At 69.3% G+C, this 17,223-nt stretch carries 21 protein-coding genes; 19 read left to right on the plus strand and 2 right to left on the minus strand.

The genetic code is table 11. The features are described 5' to 3' along the window. Positions 1-2: 2 nt before the first annotated feature. Both H5395_RS03680 and H5395_RS03685 read left to right on the plus strand, forming a co-directional pair. The gene (locus tag H5395_RS03680; protein WP_182791181.1) at positions 3-677 is read left to right on the plus strand and encodes a DUF1028 domain-containing protein; all 675 of its coding nucleotides are present in this window, start codon (positions 3-5) and stop codon (positions 675-677) included. Between the two features lie 97 nt (positions 678-774). Next, positions 775-1,722: a LysR family transcriptional regulator gene (locus H5395_RS03685; protein WP_182791182.1), complete on the plus strand. Its 948-nt coding sequence runs from the start codon at positions 775-777 to the stop codon at positions 1,720-1,722. A 30-nt stretch (positions 1,723-1,752) separates the two neighbouring features. Here the strand turns inward: H5395_RS03685 and H5395_RS03690 are convergent, their stop codons facing one another. Together H5395_RS03690 and H5395_RS03695 are read right to left on the minus strand one after the other, a co-directional pair. Beyond that, the gene (locus tag H5395_RS03690; protein ID WP_182791183.1) at positions 1,753-2,823 is read right to left on the minus strand and encodes an ABC transporter substrate-binding protein; all 1,071 of its coding nucleotides are present in this window, start codon (positions 2,821-2,823) and stop codon (positions 1,753-1,755) included. Positions 2,824-3,213: 390 nt separating this feature from the next. Next, positions 3,214-4,368, minus strand: coding sequence for an aromatic ring-hydroxylating dioxygenase subunit alpha (locus H5395_RS03695; RefSeq protein ID WP_182791184.1), 1,155 nt, complete (start codon positions 4,366-4,368; stop codon positions 3,214-3,216). Positions 4,369-4,462: 94 nt separating this feature from the next. Between H5395_RS03695 and H5395_RS03700 the strand changes: the two genes are divergently transcribed. The 17 genes from H5395_RS03700 to H5395_RS03780 all read left to right on the plus strand — a co-directional run bounded on the left by H5395_RS03700 (position 4,463) and on the right by H5395_RS03780 (position 17,200). Continuing rightward, positions 4,463-5,383 carry a LysR family transcriptional regulator gene (locus H5395_RS03700; protein WP_182791185.1) on the plus strand — a complete coding sequence of 307 codons (921 nt, stop codon included), beginning with the start codon at positions 4,463-4,465 and terminating at the stop codon, positions 5,381-5,383. 1,515 nt (positions 5,384-6,898) lie between these two features. Further along, positions 6,899-7,261: a permease gene (locus H5395_RS03705; protein WP_255440502.1), complete on the plus strand. Its 363-nt coding sequence runs from the start codon at positions 6,899-6,901 to the stop codon at positions 7,259-7,261. Next, positions 7,173-8,558: a DNA-packaging protein gene (locus tag H5395_RS03710; RefSeq protein ID WP_182791187.1), complete on the plus strand. Its 1,386-nt coding sequence runs from the start codon at positions 7,173-7,175 to the stop codon at positions 8,556-8,558. The genes H5395_RS03705 and H5395_RS03710 overlap by 89 nt, the downstream gene beginning before the upstream one ends. Before the next feature lie 160 nt (positions 8,559-8,718). Continuing rightward, positions 8,719-9,909 carry a phage portal protein gene (locus H5395_RS03715; RefSeq protein ID WP_234450938.1) on the plus strand — a complete coding sequence of 397 codons (1,191 nt, stop codon included), beginning with the start codon at positions 8,719-8,721 and terminating at the stop codon, positions 9,907-9,909. A gap of 1 nt (position 9,910) precedes the next feature. Then, positions 9,911-10,144 (plus strand): hypothetical protein, encoded by a 234-nt coding sequence (locus H5395_RS03720; RefSeq protein ID WP_182791189.1) that lies wholly within the window; start codon positions 9,911-9,913, stop codon positions 10,142-10,144. A 3-nt stretch (positions 10,145-10,147) separates the two neighbouring features. Further along, positions 10,148-10,693 carry an HK97 family phage prohead protease gene (locus H5395_RS03725; RefSeq protein ID WP_182791190.1) on the plus strand — a complete coding sequence of 182 codons (546 nt, stop codon included), beginning with the start codon at positions 10,148-10,150 and terminating at the stop codon, positions 10,691-10,693. Positions 10,694-10,851: 158 nt separating this feature from the next. After that, entirely contained in the window at positions 10,852-12,021 is a 1,170-nt protein-coding gene (locus H5395_RS03730; RefSeq protein ID WP_182791191.1) for a phage major capsid protein, read from the plus strand. 135 nt (positions 12,022-12,156) lie between these two features. Beyond that, positions 12,157-12,765 carry a hypothetical protein gene (locus H5395_RS03735; RefSeq protein WP_182791192.1) on the plus strand — a complete coding sequence of 203 codons (609 nt, stop codon included), beginning with the start codon at positions 12,157-12,159 and terminating at the stop codon, positions 12,763-12,765. Further along, positions 12,762-13,100 (plus strand): head-tail adaptor protein, encoded by a 339-nt coding sequence (locus H5395_RS03740; protein WP_182791193.1) that lies wholly within the window; start codon positions 12,762-12,764, stop codon positions 13,098-13,100. The genes H5395_RS03735 and H5395_RS03740 overlap by 4 nt, the downstream gene beginning before the upstream one ends. Beyond that, the gene (locus tag H5395_RS03745) at positions 13,097-13,528 is read left to right on the plus strand and encodes a DUF3168 domain-containing protein (protein WP_182791194.1); all 432 of its coding nucleotides are present in this window, start codon (positions 13,097-13,099) and stop codon (positions 13,526-13,528) included. Before H5395_RS03740 ends, H5395_RS03745 begins: the two co-directional genes overlap by 4 nt. A 13-nt stretch (positions 13,529-13,541) precedes the next feature. Beyond that, positions 13,542-13,970 carry a phage major tail protein, TP901-1 family gene (locus H5395_RS03750; RefSeq protein WP_182791195.1) on the plus strand — a complete coding sequence of 143 codons (429 nt, stop codon included), beginning with the start codon at positions 13,542-13,544 and terminating at the stop codon, positions 13,968-13,970. Continuing rightward, a complete protein-coding gene (locus H5395_RS03755) occupies positions 13,967-14,284 on the plus strand; it encodes a gene transfer agent family protein (protein ID WP_234450897.1) in 318 nt (105 codons plus the stop codon). Before H5395_RS03750 ends, H5395_RS03755 begins: the two co-directional genes overlap by 4 nt. Then, positions 14,281-14,499 carry a phage tail assembly chaperone gene (locus tag H5395_RS03760; protein WP_182791196.1) on the plus strand — a complete coding sequence of 73 codons (219 nt, stop codon included), beginning with the start codon at positions 14,281-14,283 and terminating at the stop codon, positions 14,497-14,499. Before H5395_RS03755 ends, H5395_RS03760 begins: the two co-directional genes overlap by 4 nt. A gap of 16 nt (positions 14,500-14,515) precedes the next feature. Further along, a complete protein-coding gene (locus H5395_RS03765) occupies positions 14,516-15,172 on the plus strand; it encodes a phage tail tape measure protein (RefSeq protein WP_182791197.1) in 657 nt (218 codons plus the stop codon). Between the two features lie 131 nt (positions 15,173-15,303). Then, positions 15,304-15,936: a DUF2460 domain-containing protein gene (locus H5395_RS03770; RefSeq protein WP_182791198.1), complete on the plus strand. Its 633-nt coding sequence runs from the start codon at positions 15,304-15,306 to the stop codon at positions 15,934-15,936. Then, the gene (locus H5395_RS03775) at positions 15,933-16,769 is read left to right on the plus strand and encodes a DUF2163 domain-containing protein (RefSeq protein WP_182791199.1); all 837 of its coding nucleotides are present in this window, start codon (positions 15,933-15,935) and stop codon (positions 16,767-16,769) included. Before H5395_RS03770 ends, H5395_RS03775 begins: the two co-directional genes overlap by 4 nt. After that, a complete protein-coding gene (locus H5395_RS03780; protein WP_182791200.1) occupies positions 16,766-17,200 on the plus strand; it encodes a peptidase in 435 nt (144 codons plus the stop codon). The genes H5395_RS03775 and H5395_RS03780 overlap by 4 nt, the downstream gene beginning before the upstream one ends. Positions 17,201-17,223 lie beyond the last annotated feature (23 nt).

Consider the following 17,223-nt stretch of genomic DNA (forward strand, 5'->3'; position numbering starts at 1 on the left):
CGATGACCTTCTCGCTTGTCGCCCGCTGCGCCGGGACGGGGATGTTCGGCGTCGCCATCTCGTCCTCCTCGCCCGCCGTCGCGGCGCGCTGTTCCTATGCCCGCGCCGGGGTGGGGGCGGTCGCCTCGCAGAACGTCACCGATCCGACGCTGGGGCCGATGGCGCTGGATCTGATGGAAGGCGGTCTTTCCGCCGAGGACGCGATTGCCGAGGTGCGGCGCCGGGGCCGGTTCATCGAATACCGGCAGGTGCTGGCGGTGGACCGGAACGGGCGGACGGCCATTCATTCGGGGCCGAACTCGCTGGGCATCTGGACGCAGGCGCAGGCCGAAAACGTCGCCTCGGGCGGCAACCTGCTGGCCGATGACGGCGTGCCGCAGGCCATCGTGGACGGGTTCCTGTCCTCGACCGGCCACCTGGGCGACAGGCTGATCGCGGCGATGCGCGCGGGGCTTGCGGCGGGGGGCGAGGCCGGGCCGGTCCATTCCGCCGGCATGAAGATCGTGGACAGGGTCAGTTGGCCGGTCGCCGACCTGCGCTGCGACTGGACCGACACCTGCCCCATCGAGGCCGTCGCCGCGGCATGGGAGGTCTACAAGCCCCAGCTTGATGCTTATGTCCAGCGCGCGCTCGATCCCCGCGCGGCACCCTCCTACGGGGTGCCGGGCGACGAATAGCGGGCGCAGGAGCGCCTTGTCCGGCTCTGGTCTTTGACTTAGCGTGCCGGGCCGTGGCCGTCGCCGCGGTCCCCTGCGCCTGAAAGACCCGAGGAAAATGCCCGTTCGCTATACCTTGCGGCAACTGGAATACCTGGTGGCGGTGGGCGAGGCGGGCAGCATCGCCGCGGCGGCCCAGCAGGTGAACGTCTCGCCGCCCTCGATCTCGGCCGGGGTCTCGCATCTGGAAGAGGAACTGGGCGTCCAGTTGTTCGTCCGCCACCATGCGCAGGGGCTGACGCCGACGCTGGCCGGGCGCAAGCTGCTGGAACACGCCCGCATGGTGCTGCGCGAGGCGGCGGCGCTGCGCGACCTTGCGCGCGAGTTGTCCGGCTCGATCCGCTGGCCGCTGGCGATCGGCTGCATGACCACCTTCGCCCATGCCGTCCTGCCGGCGCTGCGGCGCAGCTTTGCCGAGGAATACCCCGAGGTCCGCATTTCGCAGGTCGAGGCCGATCAGGCGGAACTGTTCAGCCTGCTGCGGCAGGCGAAGATCGACGTCGCGCTGACCTATGACCTGGACCTGCCCGCCGACCTGCGCTTCTTCCCGATGATGGAGCTGCCGCCGCTGGTCGCGATGAGCGAGGATCACCCTCTGGCCCACCAGCCCGAGGTCTCGGTCGAGGAACTGGCCCCGCACCGGATGGTGCTGCTGGACCTGCCGCTGAGCGCCGACTACTTCCTGTCCTTCTTCGCCGACCGGGGCCTGCGCCCGAACATCACGGAACGGACGCGGGACATGGCGGTGCTGCGCAGCCTCGTCGCCAACGGCTTCGGCTATTCCATCGTCAACCTGCGGCCCCTGAACGACGTGGCCCCCGACGGGCGCCCGCTGCGCTTTCTGCCGCTGGCGGGCAAGGCGCGGGCGATGAAGATGGGGATGCTGGTCAGCACGGCGGTGGAACGCAGCCAGTTGCACCGGACCTTCCTTGCCAGCGCCAGCGAATGGGTCCGGCGCAACAGCCACCGCCTGTCCGGCGGCGGCCCCATGCCCGAGGATGCGTGAGCGGCCGGCGCGTCACCGGCCGCGCAGGGCTTATCGCGACAGCCAGGTGGTGAAGCGCTCGGTGATCTCGGTCTCGCGGTCCACCCAGAAGTCATGGGACGACTGCAGTGCATTCGCCATGTTGTCCTGGTTGGTGGGCAGAAACGGCTTCATCTCGGTGGTGCCATCCTCGAAGGTGCCGACCAGCGGGATCGACGACTTGCGGGCCGGGCCATAGGCGATCCATTTCGTCTGGTCCGCCAGCCGCTGGGTGCCGGTGGCAAAGCGGATATAGTCCATCGCGGCGTCCCGGTTCGGCGTCCCCTTCGGCACCGCGAACAGTTCGTATTCCTGCACCTGCCCGTCCCAGACGATCTTGAAGGGCTTGTTCTCGGCGGCGATGGCCGAGAACAGCCGGCCGTTGTAGGCGGTGGTCATGGCGACCTCGCCATCTGCCAGAAGCTGCGGCGGCTGCGAGCCGGCCTCCCACCAGACGACATGGGGCTTGATCGTGTCGAGCTTGGCAAAGGCGCGGTCGATGCCCTCGGGGGTTGCCAGCACGTCGTAAACCTCGGCCGCCGGCACGCCATCGGCCATCAGCGCGATTTCAAGGTTGATCTTCGGCCCCTTGCGCAGCCCGCGCTTGCCGGGGAACTTCTCTGCATCGAACAGGTCGGCGATGGTCGAGGGCTGCTCGTCCGTGAACTTGGTCGTGTCGAAGCCGTAGACGGTCGCGAAGACCATCGAGGCGACGGCGCAATCCGTCAGGGCGTTGGGCAGGAAGTCCTCGGCCGCGGGGGTGCCGTCAGGCGCGGGGGGCAGGGTGGAATGGTCGATCTCTTCCAGCACGCCCTCGTCGCAGAGGCGCACGGCGTCGGTATATTCAAGGTCCACCACGTCGATGGTGACGTTGCCTGCGTCCACCATCGACTTGATCGGTCCCGCCGGGTTGTCGGCCGAGGTCATGTTGACGGCGATTCCCGTTTCCGCGGTAAAGGGCTTGTTGTAGGCCTCGACCTGGCTTTTCTCGTAGGCGCCGCCCCAGCTCATCACCGTCAGGTCGGCATGGGCCGGAAGTGCCAGCGCGCAGAGCGCGGTCGCCTGAACCATCAGTTGCTTCATTCCTTGGTCCCTGTCCTTGGTCTGCTTGTTCGACCCATGTCGCGGCGCGTATCCGGGTCTTGAGGATGACGGCCATGGGCGGGCAGGCGGTCATGCTGTCCGCCCGGCCATTCCCGGATCATCCGAACTCTGGGGCCCAGGGGTAAATAAGCGTTTTCCGCAGCCTTGCTTCGGGGAAAACTAAGCTGCGCCTGTGGTCCTGCAATTGGCGCAGTGGCGTGCAGGACGCCAGGGCGAAGGCGGGACTGCCCGAAAGGCAGGCAGTCCGGGAACGGTCCCACGGGGAACCGCCCCGGTGCAGGCAAAAGCCGGGCGAATCAGCAGGGGCGGCGGATGTCCCGGCCGGTCGTGGTCCGGCGCCGCCCGGTCGCCGGGGCGATGCGGCCGGGCTTACTCGGCCGCCAGCGCAAGGCTGCGCTCGAAGCTCGCGGTGCGCTCGGCGATATACTGCATGAAGTCGTAGATCGGCCGTTCCAGATAGGACAGGTGCCCCGGCCGCGCCATCTGGGCGGACAGGCCGCGGAAGACCTTTTCGGTGCAGCCCCGGTCTTCCAGGTTCACCTCGTCCAGCAGCGCCTTGAGGCTGGCGATGTATTCCGGCGCCTTGGGGTCTTTCATGAACTCGGGCGACAGTCCGCCGCCGAAGGTGATGGCGACCTGCCCCGTGCCCTTGGGATGCAGCGACAGATACCAGAAATAGCCCGGAGTCAGGGTGATCAGATGGCTGGGATACAGCGTGATCAGCGCCGTGGTCTTGCGCCAGTGGCCGTCCAGCCGGGTGTTGTCGGGATGGGCGTTACCGATCGCCAGCGAGGCTTCCTTGGTGATCCAGTGATAGTTGAAGGCGCGCAGGCCTGGCGGGCACTCCATCTCTTCAAGCCTGGAATGGCCGCCCACGGTGTCGGCATGGCAGACCGGCAGGTGGTAACTTTCCATGAAGTTCTCGGCCAGCACCTTCCAGTTGGTGTCCCAGACATGGGTTTCGCGGAAGCACTGGACGTAGTTCTCCATCCCGTAGGGCGCGATCAGCCTCTCCAGTTCGCCCAGTTCGGACGCGACGCTGGGGCGGTCGTTGTCCAGCGTGATGTAGACCCAGCCCAGCCATTCCTCGCAGCGGATGCTGGGCAGGCCATAGTCGTGCTTGCAGAAGCCGGTGGTCTGGGCCATGAACGGCGCCCCGCGCAGCTTGCCGTCCAGCCCGTAGGTCCAGGCGTGATAGGGGCAGACGATGACGCGGGCGTTGCCCGAGCCTTCCAGCAGCGTGGACATCCGGTGCAGGCAGACGTTGGAAAAGGCGCGGACCTGACCCTCGCGGTCGCGGATGACCATGACCGGCTGGCCGGCGAGGTCGCAGGTGACGTAATCGCCGGGGTTCGCCAGCCCATCCGACCGCCCGACGCAGATCCATTCCTTGGAAAAGATCGTCTCGATCTCGCGCTGCAGGAAGGCAGGGCTGGTATAGACCGAAGGCGGCATGGCACGCGCGTCCTCCAGCGGGCGGGCGGCGGCGTCGAGCAGTTCGGCGACAGGCTGGTCCAGCGACATGGGGGCGACCTTTGTTGGCATGGCTTTGCGCCAGCTTGAACTTCCCCGAAAGAATATGAAAACTCATTTATCCTTCGCAGAAGGAAGGCAGGATATGGTCCGTTTCACGCTTCGCCAATGCGCCTATTTCCGCGCTGTGGCCGAGCAGGGGGGCATCGCGCAGGCGGCGCGGGTGCTGAACATCTCGCAGCCCTCGGTGGCGCAGGCGATCGACAAGCTCGAGGACGTGACCGGCCTTGTCCTGTTCGAGCGGCATCATGCGCGCGGGCTGACCCTGACGCTGCAGGGGCGGCTGTTCCTTGACCATGTCAGGCGCCTTGACGACGACGCCCGGCAGATGGAACGCGAGGCGCTGGCGCTTGCTGCCGGAACCTCGGGCGAGATCCGGCTGGGCGTCTTCTGGACGCTCGCGCCCTTCTATGCCGCCGGCCTGATCCGCAGCTTTGCCGAGGCTGCGCCGGGCATCGCGATCCGGCAGCAGGAACTGTCGCTGGTGCAGCTTGCGGATGGGCTGCGCGAGGGTTCGCTGGATTTCGCCCTGACCTATGACCAGGGGGCGCCTGCCGGGGGACTGGCGTTCAGGCCCTTGGCCGAATTGCGGCCGATGGCCGTCGTCGGCAAGGATCACCCGCTGGCCGGGCGCGATGCGGTCGATCTGTCGGAACTGGCCGACGCGCCCTACGTGATGTTCGACGCACCCGGCAGCCGCAGCTATTTCGAGGACCTGCTTGCCGCAGGCGGCATCTCTCCGCCCATCGCCTATGCCTCGACCTCGATGGAGGCGGTGCGCTCTGCGGTTGCGGCAGGCTTCGGCTTTACCCTGCTGGTGATGCGCCCGCCATCGCCCCTGACCTATGACGGCGGCGAGGTCAGGACGCTGCAGATCCGCGACGACCTGCGGCCGCTGCGGGTCGTCCTCGCCTTTCGCGCGGTGGCCCATGCTGGAAAGATCGCCCAGCGCTTCGCCGACCACGCCGTTGCCTATTTCGAGACGCGCAATCTTCGAGGCTCATGAACCGGCGCCACCTGGCGGGGCGAAGGTCGGGCGGAGGGCAGAAAGAAGCCAGTCGCCGGGCATGAGGCGACGGAACTGCAGGCCGACTCGGGCCTGAACGGAATGGCGGGCAAGGCGGAATGATGGAAAGCTGGTGGCGGCCTTTCCTGCACGACCTCAGGCCGAAGAAACTGCGCGCCGGGCGGACCCGGTCCTGCCGCAGGCTCGGGCGTGAAGCGAGATTCTTCTGCTGGCCTGGTGTGATCTGTCGCAACTGGAGACGATCGCCATCGCCACCCGGCGGTTCGCAGGGTCCGGCAGGGATACGTCGTTGTCCTTCAGCGCCCTGACGCAAGGTTCCCGCCTCTTGGGGTTGCTGACGGGGGGATGGGACCCGATCCCCGGACGGACCCGGACGGGCGTGTGCTGATCATTTGCACGGGGCTTCCGATGATCGATCGGGCGCTGTCGCTGTCGGCGCACGGCCACCGAGGGGGCTTGGGCCTGTTGCGGCGCGGCCTGCAGCCGGGCCAGCATGGCTTGGCCGTGCCCCGATCCTGTGACCGGGTGATGTTCCGCCAAGCGCCCCGGTCAGCGCCCTGTTCCGCTGGGTGGCTTCGGGTGATAGGGGGCGGCTTCCTGTCGGTCCATGCGGGCGGGGTGGGGGTGACCGCCCGGGCGCGGCTGCCCGGTCGGGCCGGGTGCATCGAGGGTTCCCGCCCCGCGTATCATCGACTGCCGCGGCATCTGCCGGGATGCGGTGCGCAACGGCTGGCCGCTGATGCGGGCGATGGTCGAACGGGGGGCAGGTCCGGCTCGACCCGTTGCGGATCGGCTTGACGTCGCAATGGACTGCACCATCCATGACCACGAGGAACAATGTATCGAGGGCCTGTTTGCCATCGGTCCGACCTGACCCGCGGGCTTCTGGGAGATCCCCGGCATCCGCGAGCAACTCGCTGCGCTGGCGGCACGGATCGAGGAACGACAACGCGGATGACGGGCGGCAAGGCGGTCCTTTGTCGGACCTGCCGAAGAAGCTCGGTGGCAGGGCAGATATGTTCTGGATGCCTTCAGCATCCCTTCAACGGTGGCCAGAACTGGCAGTCAGAAGAGCCGATTGAACGGGGTGCGTGCTCATGGCAGGCATCGCGGCAGAGCCACGACGAAGGCAGGATTCTTCAGCCGGCCTTGACCTCGAAATTCAGGAAACGACATCGAGAAACGCTCTGCTGCAGAAATCGCTGTCACGCTGCATCGGGGATGGATTCGGGAGGTATTTCCTGCCTCGCGGCAGCGGTGTTGCGTGCTGAACGGTGGGGTGTTGCGCCGGGTAAGTTGTTGTAAAGGATTTGGAAAGAACCGAATGGCGGGTGCCGGGGCCGTGTTGCGGATTGACTTTGCGAACGGTCTCGGGTACACATTCGACATGCTGGAAGAGGTGGGCAAGCGGCCGGGTCGGTGAGACCTCGGGCCGCTTTTTCGTTTCTTGCTCGTGCGGACAGGCACCGGGGGCAGGGCATCAACAACATGGACATGAGTTTCGAGCCGGGGGGCGCACCCCTGGCAGGACCGTTCGTTGCCGGGGGGGACGAGGGGGCGCTGGGTGCGGGCGAGGCGATCGACGTCGCGGGCGAGATGTTCCGCGAAGTGGCCGAGGAGCTGCACAGGCTGAGGATCGGGCTGCGGGGCGGCAGCACCGATGACGTCAAGGACACCGCGAGGCTGGTGCGCGACCTGCGGGCCGCGACCCAGCTGGTGCTGGAGGAAAGGAACCGAGTTGACAAGCTTCGCAAGGAAGTCGCCGGAGATGTCGGGGCCGGCCGCCTCGACCTTGCCGCCGCACGAGACGAGATCGGGCGCCGCCTGGCTTGCCTCCGCCGGGCCGGAGGAGGTTGACGCCTTCATTTCGGGCCTGTCGGACAATGCGCTGGCAAGCTTGCCGTGGCTGTTCGAGTTCTGGGCCTTGCCGCACCAGTTGCCCCCCGCGGGCGACTGGAAGTCGTGGGTGATCATGGGCGGACGCGGGGCGGGGAAAACCCGCGCCGGGTCCGAATGGGTGCGCGCTCAGGTCGAAGGGGCGACTCCCGAGGCTTTGGGGCGGGCGCGGCGCGTGGCGCTGGTGGCCGAGACCTTCGATCAGGGGCGGGACGTGATGGTGATGGGGGACTCGGGGATTCTGGCCTGCTGTCCGCCGGACCGGCGGCCCGTGTGGGAGGCGGGGCGGCGGCGGCTCGTCTGGCCGAACGGGGCGACGGCGACGGTCTATTCGGCGCATGAGCCGGAGGCTTTGCGTGGTCCTCAGTTCGATGCGGCATGGGTCGATGAACTGGCGAAGTGGAAGAAGGCCGAGGACACTTGGGACATGCTGCAGTTCGCGCTGCGGCTGGGGGAGAACCCGCAGCAGGTGGTCACGACGACTCCGCGCAACGTGGGGGTGCTGAAGGCGATCCTGCGGAACCCGTCCACGGTGGTGACGCATGCGCCGACGGATGCGAACCGGGCCTATCTGGCGGAGAGTTTTCTTTCCGAGGTTCAGGCGCGCTATGCCGGGACCCGGCTGGGGCGGCAGGAGCTTGAGGGCGTGCTGCTGGACGACGTGGAAGGTGCGCTGTGGACGACCTCCATGCTGGAAGGGTGCCGGGTGGATGCGGCGCCTGCCATGGACCGGGTGGTGGTGGCAGTGGACCCGTCGGTGACGGCGGGGAAGTCCAGCGACGAATGCGGGATCGTGGTCGCGGGGGTCGTCTGCGAAGGGCCGCCGCAGGAGTGGCGGGCGTTTGTGCTAGAGGATGCCTCGGTGCGGGGCGGGCCTTTGGATTGGGCGCGAGCGGCGATCGCGGCGGTTGAGCGGCACGGGGCCGAGCGGCTGGTGGCCGAGGTCAACCAGGGCGGCGATCTGGTGGAAAGCGTGATCCGGCAGGTGGACCCTCTGGTGCCGTTCCGGGCGTTGCGCGCGGGCCGGGGCAAGGGGCTGAGGGCCGAGCCGGTGGCGGCGCTGTATGAGCAGGGGCGGGTGAAGCATCTGCGATCCGGGGCCTTGGGGGCGCTGGAGGACCAGATGTGCCGGATGACGGTGCGCGGTTATGAGGGGCGCGGCTCGCCTGACCGGCTGGATGCGCTGGTCTGGGCGGTCCACGAGTTGATGATCGAGCCGGCGGCGAGCTATCGGCGGCCTCAGGTTCGGGGGCTGTAGCGCACCTTGCTGCGCGGCTGAATGTGTAACGAGGCCAGAAAGAAGCCTTCTGGGTTTCGGCAGGATCGAAGGGGTCGTCCGTGGGGGCGGCCCTTTTTCATTGGATCAGGAGGCACGCATGGCGATGCGGTGGTTCGGGCGGCGCGGGCCGCGGGAAGACATGGGCGCCCCTGAAGGGGCCGCCGAAGAAAGGGTGGCGCCGGTCGCGGCGGTGGTCGAGGCCAAGGCGAGCGCGGCCGGGAAGGTGATGGCGGCGCAGGGGGCTGGGCGGGCGCTGTGGGGCGCGCGGGACATGGGGGCGCTGACGCGGGGCGGCTTTGTCGGCAACCCGGTGGGGTTCCGGGCGGTGAAGCTGGTGGCCGAGGCGGCGGCGGCGGTGCCTCTGGTCTGCCAGGACGCGGAGCGGCGCTATGAGGTGCATCCGGTGCTGGACCTGATGCGGCGGCCCAATCCGGGGCAGGGCCGGGCCGAGCTGTTCGAGGCGCTGTTCGGGCAGATCCTGCTGTCGGGGAACGGGTTTCTGGAGGCGGTGGATGTGGGCGCCTCGGGTCTGCCGGGAGAGCTGCACGTGCTGCGGTCGGACCGGATGAGCGTGGTGCCGGGGGCGGATGGCTGGCCGGTGGCCTATGAATACGCGGTCGGCGGGCGGAAGCATCGCTTCGACATGACCGGCTCGCCCGATCCGATCTGCCACATCCGCAGCTTTCATCCGACGGATGACCATTACGGGCTGTCGCCGATGCAGGCGGCGGCGGTGGCGGTGGATGTCCACAATTCGGCCAGCGCCTGGTCGCGGGCGCTGCTGGACAACGCGGCGCGGCCGAGTGGGGCGATCATCTACAAGGGCGCGGACGGGCAGGGGGTGCTGAGCCCCGACCAGTATGATCGGCTGGTCAGCGAGATGGAGCAGCATCATCAGGGTGCGCGCAATGCCGGGCGGCCGATGCTGCTGGAAGGCGGACTGGACTGGAAGCCGATGGGGTTCTCGCCCTCGGACATGGAGTTCCACGAGACCAAGCTGGCTGCGGCGCGGGAGATCGCGATGGCCTTCGGGGTGCCACCGATGCTGATCGGGATACCGGGGGACGCGACCTATGCCAATTACGCCGAGGCGCACCGGGCCTTTTACCGGCTGACGGTGCTGCCGCTGGCGACTCGGGTCGCGGCGGGAGTCGCCTGGTGGCTGTCCGAGCATCTGGGGGTCGAGATCGACCTCAAGCCCGATCTGGACCAGGTTCCGGCGCTGGCCGAGGAGCGGGACCAGCATTGGGCCAGGGTCGGGGCGGCGGGCTTCCTGACGGATGCCGAGAAACGGGCGGCGCTGGGGCTGCCTCCGGTCGCGGGGGGCTGAGATGGAGGGGTCGAAGTTCATCGACCGCCGCTCGGTCTGGCACGAGCAGAAGCTGGAGGCGCAGGAGCGGATCATGGCGCTGCAGTTCGGGCAGGTGGACAAGCGGCTCGAACGGATCGAGGCGCTGATCGAGGGGCTGGAGGGGCGGCTGTGGATGACGGTCTACGGCGTCATCGCCGTGATCCTGACGCAGGCGGTCCAGTCGATCCTGCAATTCGCGGAAAAAGGGGTCTGAGGGATGCGGATGGACGATCTGGGGCTTGAGCTGAAGTTCGCGGGCGGCGCGCCCGTGCTGACGGAAGGCCATGTGCTCGAGGGTTACGCCAGCCTGTTCGGGGTGGCGGACCAGGGCGGGGACATCGTGGCTCCGGGCGCTTACGCGGCGAGCCTGGGACGGCTGGCGGCGCGCGGGGACAAGGTGCGGATGCTGTGGCAGCACGATCCTGCCCAGCCCATCGGCATCTGGGAGGAGATCCACGAGGACGGGCGCGGGCTGTGGGTCCGGGGACGCCTTTTGCCCGAGGTGGCGCAGGCGCGCGAGGCGGCGGCGCTGATCGCGGCGGGGGCCATCGACGGGCTGTCGATCGGCTATCGCACCGTGCGGGCCGAGCGGGACCGCGAGGGCCGGAGGGTGCTGACCGAGGTCGAACTGTGGGAGGTCTCGCTCGTGACCTTTCCGATGCTGCGCGAGGCCAAGGTCGGGCGGAAGTCCGAGGATCAGGGTGACGAGGCCGGCGCGCTGGCCGAGGCGCTGCGGGCGGCCTCGGCCGCGCTGCGGGGCTGACACAAGGGATCGCGGCCGGGCGGCGGGAGGGCGGGGCTGGTGAGGCGCCCCGGACCCGCCGCCCTTGCGCTGCGAAGGAACCGGCCGGGCCATGCGCCCGTGCCGACGGCAGGCGGTCGGGACGCTGCGACCGCCTTTTCTGACGAGGAGAGACGGCGATGACCGAGGTGGATGCCGCGGGCGGGAGCGCCATGCCCGCAGGACTGAAGGGCGCGATGGCCGAGTTCGTGGATGAACTCAAGGCCTTCCGCGAAAATGTCGATGAAAAGCTGCAAGCACAGGACAAACGCATGACCATGCTGGACCGCAAGACCGCCTTCCGGGGCCGCTCGCCCCTGTCGCAGGCCGCCGAGATCGAGGCGCCGCACCAGAAGGCCTTCGCCGCCTATCTGCGCCGCGGCGACGACACCGGCCTGCGCAGCCTGGCGCTGGAAGAAAAGGCCATGGCCTCGGGCACGGATGGGGGCTACCTGGCCGTGCCGATCATCTCGGAAGCCGTGCAAGAGGTGCTGCGCACCACCGGCTCGCTGCGGTCGCTGGCGACGGTCGTGCAGGTCGAGGCCTCGGCCTACGAAGTGCTGATGGACAAGACGGACATCGGCGCGGGATGGGCCTCCGAGGTGACGGCCACGGCCGAGACCGACACGCCGCAGGTCGAGAAGATCTCGATCGCGCTGCACGAGCTGGCCGCGATGCCGAAGGCCACGCAACGCCTGCTGGATGACGCCTCGTTCGACCTGGAAAGCTGGCTGGCCGAGCGGATTGCCGAGAAGTTCGCCCGCGCCGAAGCGGCCGCCTTCATCACCGGCAACGGCTCGGACAAGCCGCGCGGCATCCTGAGCGTGCCCTCTGCCCCCAACGCGGCGGCGAACGAGACGCAGGTGGGCTTCGTGGCCACGGGGGCGGCGGGCGATTTCGCTGCAGCGGCCCCGGCCAATGCGCTGATCGACATGGTCTATGCGCTGGGCGCGGGCTACCGGGCGAACGCAGCCTTTCTGATGAACAGCCGCCTGGCCGGCATGGTGCGCCGGATGCGCGACGGCGACGGGCGCTACCTCTGGTCTGACGGGCTGTCGGCGGGCGAGCCCGCGCGGCTGCTGGGCTATCCGGTGCTGATTTCCGAGGACATGCCGAACCCCTCGCCGGGGTCCAAGTCGGTCGCCTTCGGCGATTTCCGCAAGGCTTACACCATCGCCGAGCGGCCCGACCTGCGCATCCTGCGTGACCCCTACTCGGCCAAGCCGCATGTGCTATTCTACGCGACCAAGCGCGTCGGCGGCGCGGTCGTCGATCCCCGCGCCTACAAGCTGCTGCACATGGGTAGCTGAGGACGCGGGGTGCGGGGTCGCGGCGGGCTGCCGGCCAGACCGGCACAGCCACTGTCCGCGCGCGCTGTGGCCTGCGGCCGCGCCGCGGCCCCGCCTTTTCACCAGCGGTTGCTATTGGAACGGGAGGTTTCAGGAATGTTGCTCGTCGAGGAAACCGCACCGGCACAGGCGTCGCTGCCCGTCGCCGCGCTGCGGGGCCACCTGCGGATGGGGTCGGGGTTCGAGCCGGTCGAGGATGCGACCGAGGATGCGGCGCTGGCGGGCTTCCTGCGCGCCGCCATCGCCACGGTCGAGGCGCGCACCGGCAAGGTGCTGCTGACGCGGGTGTTCCGGCTGCGGCTGGAGGACTGGCGCGATCCCCGCGGCCAGCCCTTGCCGCTGGCCCCGGCGCTGTCGGTCGAGACCGTCGAGATGACCGACCATGCCGGGATCGTGACCGAGGTGCCGCCGAGCCTGTGGCGGCTGGTTCCCGACAACCAGCGGCCAATCCTGGCGCCCTTGGGGTCCAGCCTGCCGGCGGTGCCGCTGGGCGGCTTCGTCACGGTGCGCTTTGCGGCGGGCTTCGGGACAAGCTGGGACCGGGTGCCGGGCGATCTGGCGCAGGCGGTGATGATGCTGGCAGCGCGATATTACGAGGACCGGGGGTTCGACGGCACGCAACTGGCGCTGCCGCACGGGGTCGGGGCGCTGATCGAGCGGTGGCGGGCTGTGCGGACCCTCGCGGGCCGAGGGGGGCGGGCATGAGCGCGCCCCGGGCGACGATACCGCTGGTGCTGGAACGTCCAGAACGGGTGGCGGACGGAATGGGCGGCTATCGGATGGAATGGCGGGCGCTGGGCATCCTTTACGCGCAGATGCGGGCGGGCTCGGGCGCCGAGCGGCAGGGCGAGGTCGGGGCGGAAAGCGTTGTGCCCTGGCGGATCACGGTGCGCGCGGCGCGGGCGGGCGATCCGCGCAGGCCGGTTGCGGGGCAGCGGTTCCGCATGGGCGGGCGGGTCTTCCGCATCGAGGCGGTGGCTGAGGCGGGTTCCGCCGGGCTGTGGCTGGACTGCCGGGCAAGGGAAGAGGGGCTGACATGAGTTTCCACGCATCCGTGGCCTTGCAGGCTGCGGTCTATCAGGCGCTTCGGGCTGACGTGGCGCTGGCCGAACTGGTCGGTGACGCGATCTTCGACGCGATGCCTGCGGCGCCTCCCAGCGGCACTCATGTGGCGCTGGGGCCCGAGGATGTGGCCGACGCGGGCGACATGACAGGGGGCGGCGCGCGGCACGACTTCATCGTCTCGGTCTTGTCGGGCACCGAGGACAGGGGCGGCTTCGCCCCGGTCAAGGAGGCCGCGGGGGCGGTCGTCGAGGCGCTGGAGGACGGCGCGCTTTCGCTTTCGACCGGCCATCTGGCCGGATTGTGGTTCGTCAGCGCGCGGGCGCGGCCTGCGGATGGCGGCTCGGGCCGCCGCGTGGACATGACATTCCGCGCGCGGATCGACCTGGGCCTGAAGGTGGCATGAGGAGGACTGGGTGATGGCGGTGCAGAACGGGCGCGACCTGCTGATCAAGATGGACATGACGGGCGACGGCAGCTTTGCCACGGTGGCCGGGCTGCGGGCGACGCGGCTGGCCTTCAACGCGGAAACGATCGACGTGACCTCCGTCGCCAGCGAGGGCGGCTGGCGCGAGTTGCTGGGCGGCGCGGGGGTGCGGTCGGCCTCGATTTCCGGGTCCGGGGTCTTCCGCGACGAGGCGACGGATGCGCGGGCGCGGCAGGCTTTCTTCGACGGCGAGGTGCCGCGCTTTCAGGTGGTGATCCCGGGGTTCGGCACGGTCGAGGGACCGTTCCAGATCACCGGGCTGGAATACGCTGGCAGCTATAACGGCGAGGCGACCTATGAGCTGTCGTTGGCCTCGGCCGGGGCGCTGAGCTTCCTGGCCGTGGCAGTGGTCGAGCCGTGAGCGTGAACCCGCATCGGGGCGAGGTGGCGGTGGTGCTGGACGGCCAGCGCCATGTTGCCCGGCTGACCTTGGGCGCCTTGGCGGCACTGGAAGGCGAGTTGGGCTGCGACAGCCTGCTGGGCGTGATCGAGCGGTTCGAGAGCGGGCGGTTTTCCAGCCGCGATGTGATCGCCGTTCTGGTCGCGGGGCTGCGCGGCGGCGGCTGGCAGGGCGAGGTGCCCGATCTGATGGTGGTCGAGGTGGATGGCGGGCCGGTGGGCGCGGCGCGGGTCGCGGCCGAGCTGATCGCGCGCGCCTTCCACGGGGCGGCATGAGCGGCGCGGGCGGCGGGGAGGCTGCCCGCGCTGGGGGGGGACTCGACTGGCCGGGGCTGATGCGCGCGGGGCTCCGTGGGCTTGGCTTGAGGCCGCGCGAGTTCTGGGACCTGACGCCCGCCGAACTGGCGCTGATGCTGGGGATCGAGTTCGGCGCGGGCGCGATGACGCGCGGGCGGCTGGGCGACCTGATGGCCGAGTTTCCCGACGGTTGAGGAATGGAGAAAGCGGATGGCGGACAGGGACGGCTTCGGCCGCGACGGGCTCGATCGTCTGGGCGAGCGCCTGGACCAGTCGGGCCGGATGACGGCGGCCTTCGAGGCGGAGCTTTCGAGGCTGGGACAGGTCATGGGGCAGACGGGGCGCGAGGTGTCCTCGCTGACTTCGGGCTTCGGCGGGGGCTTGCGTCGCGCCTTCGAGGGCGTGGCGTTCGACGGGGTGAAGCTGTCGGACGCGCTGAAGGGCGTGGCACAAAGCATGGCGGACACGGTCTTTGCCGTGGCGATGCGGCCCGTGCAGCAGGCGATGGCGGGAGCGCTGGCGCAGGGGGTCAGCGGTTTCGTTGGCGGGGCGCTGCCCTTTGCGGATGGCGGGGCGTTTTCGCAAGGACGGGTGATGCCCTTTGCCAAGGGCGGCGTCGTGAGCCAACCCACGCATTTCCCCCTGCGCGGGGCGACCGGGCTGATGGGCGAGGCGGGCCCCGAGGCAATCATGCCGTTGCGGCACGGCGCCGACGGGCGGCTGGGCGTGGCCGCGGCGGGGGGCGGACGGGCGGTGAACGTCACCTTCAACGTGACGACGCCGGATGTGGCCGGGTTCCAGCGCAGCCAGAGCCAGATCGCGGCGCGGCTGGGGCGGGTGATCTCTCGCGGCGAGCGGAACGGGTGATGGGGGCTTCGCCCCCGCCGCCCTTCGTCCTTCCTCGATGGAAACGGCCTTGTGGGCCGTTTTCCGGCGCTCGGAAGCCCTGGGGTATTTGGGCCAGAAAGAAATACAGGTCGTAAGGAGTGGTGGCGACGATGGCATTTCATGAGGTGCGGTTTCCGGCCGATCTGTCCTTCGGCTCGATGGGCGGGCCCGAGCGGCGGACCGAGATCGTGACGCTGACCAACGGATTCGAGGAGCGCAACAGCCCCTGGGCGCATTCGCGCAGGCGGTATGACGCGGGCGTGGGCTTGCGCAGCCTCGACGACATGGCGGCGCTGATCGCCTTCTTCGAGGCGCGGGGCGGGCAGTTGCACGGGTTCCGGTGGAAGGACTGGACGGACTGGAAGTCCTGCCTGCCGAGCCGGGCGGTCGCCTTCGACGATCAGGTGATCGGGCGGGGCGACGGGAACACCGTCGAGTTCCGGTTGAGCCAGCTTTATCGCTCGGGCGCGGCGGCGTATCGGCGACCCATCGTCAAGCTGGTCGAGGGCACGGTGCGGGTGGGCATCGGCGGGGTCGAGAGGTTCGAGACGATCGACTTCACCTGCGATCATCAGACGGGCGTAATTCTGTTGAAGGACGCGCCGATGATGGATGCCCCCGTCACGGCGGGATTCGAGTTCGACGTGCCGGTGCGCTTCGACACCGACCGGATCGCGGTGTCGGTGGCGACATTCCAGGCCGGCGACGCCCCGCAGATCCCGGTGATCGAGGTGCGGTCATGACGGCGACCACGATCGCGCGAGCCTGGGCGGTGAGCCGCTCGGACGGGCTGCAGCTGGGGTTCACGGACCATGATGGCGTGCTGTCCTTCGAGGGGATCGCGTTCCGGCCCGAGGCGGGGCTGACGGCGCAGACGCTGGTGCAGGGGCTTGGGCTGGCGGTGGACAACACCGAGGCGCAGGGGGTGCTGTCGGATGATTCCATCACCGCAGAGGACTTGGCGGCAGGCCGCTGGGACGGCGCCGAGGTGCGGCTGTGGGAGGTGGACTGGACCAATGTGGCGGCGCGGCGGTTGGTGTTCCGCGGCTCGCTGGGCGAAATCACCTTTGCGGCGGGCGCCTTTCGTGCCGAGCTGCGGGGCTTGGCCGAGGCGCTGAACCGGGCGCAGGGGCAGGTTTATCATCCGCGCTGCTCGGCGCTTCTGGGGGACGGCCAGTGCCGGTTCGACTTGGGGCGTGAGGGGTTCTGGGCCGAGGGCGTCATCGAGTCACTGGACGAGGGCGGTGCTCGGCTGAGGCTGCGCGGGGTGCCGGCACATGCCTCGGGGTGGTTCGAGCATGGGCGGATTGCGTTTCTGGACGGCAGGGCGAGGGGCCTGACGGGGGCGGTCAAGATCGACCTCATGCCCGCGCAGGGGGTGCGGAAGGTCGAGCTTTGGGCCGCTCCCGGTGCGGCGCCCACCGTGGGGAACAGGGTGCGGCTGACGGCAGGATGCGACAAGCGGGCCGAGACCTGCCAGGGGAAATTCCTAAACTTCCTCAACTTCCGGGGCTTTCCGCATCTGCCGCCCGAGGACTGGCTGATTGCGCCGCAGGCAAACAGGGGGCGGAGATGAGCCGGCGAGCGGTCGAACTGGCGCGGGGATGGATCGGGACGCCTTACGTGCATCAGGGCTCGGCCCGGGGGGCGGGGGCGGATTGCCTGGGACTGGTGCGGGGCGTCTGGCGCGGGCTCTACGGGACCGAGCCGGAAGCCGCGCCGCCCTATACCGCTGACTGGGGCGAGACGGGAAGGGGCGAGCCCTTGCTGGCGGCGGCGCTGCGGAACCTGGTGGCGGTGGCGCCGGATGCCCCCGAAGCCGTGGGCGAGGTACTGCTGTTCCGTATGAGGGACGGAGCGGTCGCCAAGCATCTGGGTATCCGTGCGGGAGTGGGCGAGGGGGCGAGCTTCGTTCACGCTTATGACCGGCACGGGGTGGTCGAAAGCCCGCTCTCCGCCCCGTGGCGGGCGCGGATCGCGGCGCGGTTCCGATGGCCCGGGCCGTGAGGCGGGCCTGAGGGCCGGCATTT

Origin of the sequence: Paracoccus sp. MC1854 (assembly GCF_014164635.1) — a bacterium.
Lineage (GTDB): Bacteria > Pseudomonadota > Alphaproteobacteria > Rhodobacterales > Rhodobacteraceae > Paracoccus.

What these genes read in the sequence shown, in the direction of transcription:
- H5395_RS03690 (WP_182791183.1), bottom strand. Translation starts at nt 2,823, where the DNA reads ATGAAGCAACTGATGGTTCAGGCGACCGCGCTCTGCGCGCTGGCACTT.
- H5395_RS03730 (WP_182791191.1), top strand. Translation starts at nt 10,852, where the DNA reads ATGACCGAGGTGGATGCCGCGGGCGGGAGCGCCATGCCCGCAGGACTG.
- H5395_RS03735 (WP_182791192.1), top strand. Translation starts at nt 12,157, where the DNA reads ATGTTGCTCGTCGAGGAAACCGCACCGGCACAGGCGTCGCTGCCCGTC.
- H5395_RS03715 (WP_234450938.1), top strand. Translation starts at nt 8,719, where the DNA reads ATGGGCGCCCCTGAAGGGGCCGCCGAAGAAAGGGTGGCGCCGGTCGCG.
- H5395_RS03705 (WP_255440502.1), top strand. Translation starts at nt 6,899, where the DNA reads ATGAGTTTCGAGCCGGGGGGCGCACCCCTGGCAGGACCGTTCGTTGCC.
- H5395_RS03700 (WP_182791185.1), top strand. Translation starts at nt 4,463, where the DNA reads ATGGTCCGTTTCACGCTTCGCCAATGCGCCTATTTCCGCGCTGTGGCC.
- H5395_RS03765 (WP_182791197.1), top strand. Translation starts at nt 14,516, where the DNA reads ATGGCGGACAGGGACGGCTTCGGCCGCGACGGGCTCGATCGTCTGGGC.
- H5395_RS03680 (WP_182791181.1), top strand. Translation starts at nt 3, where the DNA reads ATGACCTTCTCGCTTGTCGCCCGCTGCGCCGGGACGGGGATGTTCGGC.
- H5395_RS03740 (WP_182791193.1), top strand. Translation starts at nt 12,762, where the DNA reads ATGAGCGCGCCCCGGGCGACGATACCGCTGGTGCTGGAACGTCCAGAA.
- H5395_RS03780 (WP_182791200.1), top strand. Translation starts at nt 16,766, where the DNA reads ATGAGCCGGCGAGCGGTCGAACTGGCGCGGGGATGGATCGGGACGCCT.
- H5395_RS03745 (WP_182791194.1), top strand. Translation starts at nt 13,097, where the DNA reads ATGAGTTTCCACGCATCCGTGGCCTTGCAGGCTGCGGTCTATCAGGCG.
- H5395_RS03775 (WP_182791199.1), top strand. Translation starts at nt 15,933, where the DNA reads ATGACGGCGACCACGATCGCGCGAGCCTGGGCGGTGAGCCGCTCGGAC.
- H5395_RS03750 (WP_182791195.1), top strand. Translation starts at nt 13,542, where the DNA reads ATGGCGGTGCAGAACGGGCGCGACCTGCTGATCAAGATGGACATGACG.
- H5395_RS03720 (WP_182791189.1), top strand. Translation starts at nt 9,911, where the DNA reads ATGGAGGGGTCGAAGTTCATCGACCGCCGCTCGGTCTGGCACGAGCAG.
- H5395_RS03725 (WP_182791190.1), top strand. Translation starts at nt 10,148, where the DNA reads ATGCGGATGGACGATCTGGGGCTTGAGCTGAAGTTCGCGGGCGGCGCG.
- H5395_RS03695 (WP_182791184.1), bottom strand. Translation starts at nt 4,368, where the DNA reads ATGTCGCTGGACCAGCCTGTCGCCGAACTGCTCGACGCCGCCGCCCGC.
- H5395_RS03760 (WP_182791196.1), top strand. Translation starts at nt 14,281, where the DNA reads ATGAGCGGCGCGGGCGGCGGGGAGGCTGCCCGCGCTGGGGGGGGACTC.
- H5395_RS03685 (WP_182791182.1), top strand. Translation starts at nt 775, where the DNA reads ATGCCCGTTCGCTATACCTTGCGGCAACTGGAATACCTGGTGGCGGTG.
- H5395_RS03770 (WP_182791198.1), top strand. Translation starts at nt 15,304, where the DNA reads ATGGCATTTCATGAGGTGCGGTTTCCGGCCGATCTGTCCTTCGGCTCG.
- H5395_RS03710 (WP_182791187.1), top strand. Translation starts at nt 7,173, where the DNA reads ATGTCGGGGCCGGCCGCCTCGACCTTGCCGCCGCACGAGACGAGATCG.